This window comes from Rhizobium tibeticum (assembly GCF_900110205.1).
GTDB lineage: Bacteria > Pseudomonadota > Alphaproteobacteria > Rhizobiales > Rhizobiaceae > Rhizobium > Rhizobium tibeticum.
This window is the reverse complement of the sequence record NZ_FOCV01000129.1, coordinates 1-2,407: the sequence shown is the minus strand read 5'-3', so window position 1 is coordinate 2,407 and position 2,407 is coordinate 1. Positions and strand designations below refer to the sequence as shown.

Here is a 2,407-nt window from a genome sequence, read left to right as displayed (position 1 = left end):
CTGCGGATGGCGTCTTTCGCTGGCCTTTCATCCGTTAAGTTTACGATGCCGCCTGAACAACTTCGGCATCGACTTGTGTTGATGCATTACTATCGAGATAAATAGGTTCCATTGGATACCACTCAACTACTGATGTGACGTAAGGCTTACAGTCGTGCCGTCGAGCCCGCTCGGACGTCGCATGCAGGGATGATTAGCCACAGGACTTGCCGCAGGCGCACTCCTCTGGCGCGTTAGGATTATCGAAGATAAAGCCGAAGGAACCCGGATCCGTGACGAAATCCAAAGTCGAACCTGCAATATGGGGTTGAGAGCCTGCGTCCACGAACACCTTGACCCCACCCGTCTCAATAACAGCATCGCCCTCTCGGGACTCGCCTTCCAAGCCCACATGGTATTTAAGGCCGGCGCAGTCGTCCACTTGGACCGTGATGCGCAAGCCGGCCACAGGCTCGGGAGCCTGGGATATGACACCCTTCACTGCGGCGATTGCCATTTCGGTGAGCGTGATCATCGGATCGTTTCTCCTGGTTTCGAGATGTGTTCGCAATTCGACGGTGCACTTAGCGTGCCAACCGAAAAACGCCTTTAATGCAGCGTTAAGCTCAGGCCGCGATGTCGCATTTCCAACACCGTCGAGACCGAACAACGCCGAGGTGCGGCTTGGATAGCGTGAACTCGTAGGGGACATTCCTTTTTTAGCGCTTGTTCAGTTACGAGTGTGTACGCCAGGCTTGGTAGGGGGCGCATTCAGCGCACCAACTCAACGCAGAACCACACCTTAAGAATTAGAGCACGAGCTTGTCGCGGAACGAAATTTAGGATCTGCTCTCACAGAGCGGTCAGACGTTGCTCCTTTGGTCAGGGGCGGAGTCTCGAGAGACATCAGCGTTTCGAGAATGTTCTGTGGCGACGAGACCCCATAGGGATCGGATTCGCGATTGTCCGAAAGGCCTTCCTCCACGAACCATTGTTCTATAAAACAATCGTTGATCACGGCAGCGTAGCGCCAGGAGCGAAGGCCAAAGCCCAGATTGTCCTTTGCGACTAACATTTCCATCTTGCGAGTGAATTCGCCCGAACCATCAGGAATTAGCTTGACGTTCTGCAGTCCAGATGCCTTGCCCCACGCATTCATCACGAATGCGTCGTTGACAGAGAGGCAGTAGACCGACTCGATTTCGTGCTTCTCAAATTCCTCGTAGAGCTTATCAAAATCGGGCAATTGATAAGTTGAACATGTCGGCGTGAAGGCGCCCGGGAGCGAAAATAAAATCGTGCGCCTACCGCTAAAATAATCTTCCGTCGTCTTGTTTTCCCAACGGTACGGATTTGGTCCGTCCACGGTCTCATCGCGAACACGTGTGCGAAAAGTAACGAACGGAACCCTTTGCTTCATCGTCATCAGCATTGCTCCTTTCCGGCTCTGGATGCTTTCGAGCCCGCTATAGAGTGTCCTCAAGATTTCGCTGCCCAGAGGTCTCGAAAAAACTCACAATAGTCGGACCCGTAAGCGGCGTCGCGTCAACTGCTCTGTTCGGCTGTTGGGCGGCTTCCAACGGGTTGCAAGGGCCGTGCCATTTGACATCGTGTCCGTAACGGCACTGCGTTGCCCTGCACGATCAAGGATCTGGCATGGCGCGTACTGAGTCCCCTTTCCCTTCGGCTTGAGCAAGCGCTGCCTATATTTTAAGTCATGCCCATCTCCGGTTGGACGGCAGGCTCAGCTTTGACACAATCAATGCAACGCGGCCCCGCAACTTTTGGCGCAGAATCGACCGCAACTTGTCGTTTTGTCGATTCCTAGACACTTCGGTGTCCACCCTGCCTGCAACGAGGAGCTTTCCTAGCCTTTTGAAAACATAGCAAAAGCTTGATCAAGCAGCCTCTGCAAGCGCGATTGGCATGAGTTTTGAAACACTATCCTCGAGCAGTACGTTGCCGCGCCGCAGATCATCTCGTGGCGACGTAGCGAAGGAGGGAAGCAACATGTCAAGTGTCACTCAGATCCGAAATTTGTCGAAAAGGAGAGTGAGCCTCCCGACTGATCGATCTGGTTCGCTACAATCACCGCAAGCGCCGGATCTGAAGCAGCCTATAGACTTGGATATGGACTTCGATCAGTACGTCTTTTCCTGCGTGCTCTTGCACGTGTTGGAAGAGATTGTGGCCGACGTGGCAACTGCGACCGAGGCAACCGGCCTTTCCCGTGCCGAACTGCGAGACATCCTTAAACACCGTGTTCCCGCCTCTGTTATGCAGGCGTTCGGCTTGGAAAACGTGCGCGAAGCCGAGCCGGGTGTGGAAGGGGCACTTCTGCGCGATCTGCTGCTCGCGCATGCTCGACCGGGCGACCAAACAAGCGCTTGTTTCGCCAAGATCATCGCCCGGCGCGCCTTGCGCCACG

Annotated in this window: 3 protein-coding genes; 1 reads left to right on the top strand and 2 read right to left on the bottom strand. The window is 54.5% G+C overall.

All coding sequences use genetic code 11. The annotated features are described in order from the left end of the window. Window positions 1-193: 193 nt before the first annotated feature. Both BSG20_RS35125 and BSG20_RS35120 read right to left on the bottom strand, forming a co-directional pair. Complete coding sequence (locus BSG20_RS35125; protein WP_072382420.1) at window positions 194-514, bottom strand: iron-sulfur cluster assembly accessory protein; 321 nt, start codon at window positions 512-514, stop codon at window positions 194-196. A gap of 267 nt (window positions 515-781) precedes the next feature. After that, a complete protein-coding gene (locus BSG20_RS35120; protein ID WP_083540080.1) occupies window positions 782-1,405 on the bottom strand; it encodes a peroxiredoxin in 624 nt (207 codons plus the stop codon). Between the two features lie 500 nt (window positions 1,406-1,905). Here BSG20_RS35120 and BSG20_RS35115 point away from each other — a divergent pair. Further along, window positions 1,906-2,407 (top strand): nitrogen fixation protein NifQ (locus BSG20_RS35115; RefSeq protein ID WP_244551853.1); only part of this gene is annotated, 502 nt, incomplete at its 3' end.

What these genes read in the sequence shown, in the direction of transcription:
- BSG20_RS35120 (WP_083540080.1), bottom strand. Translation starts at nt 1,405, where the DNA reads ATGACGATGAAGCAAAGGGTTCCGTTCGTTACTTTTCGCACACGTGTT.
- BSG20_RS35125 (WP_072382420.1), bottom strand. Translation starts at nt 514, where the DNA reads ATGATCACGCTCACCGAAATGGCAATCGCCGCAGTGAAGGGTGTCATA.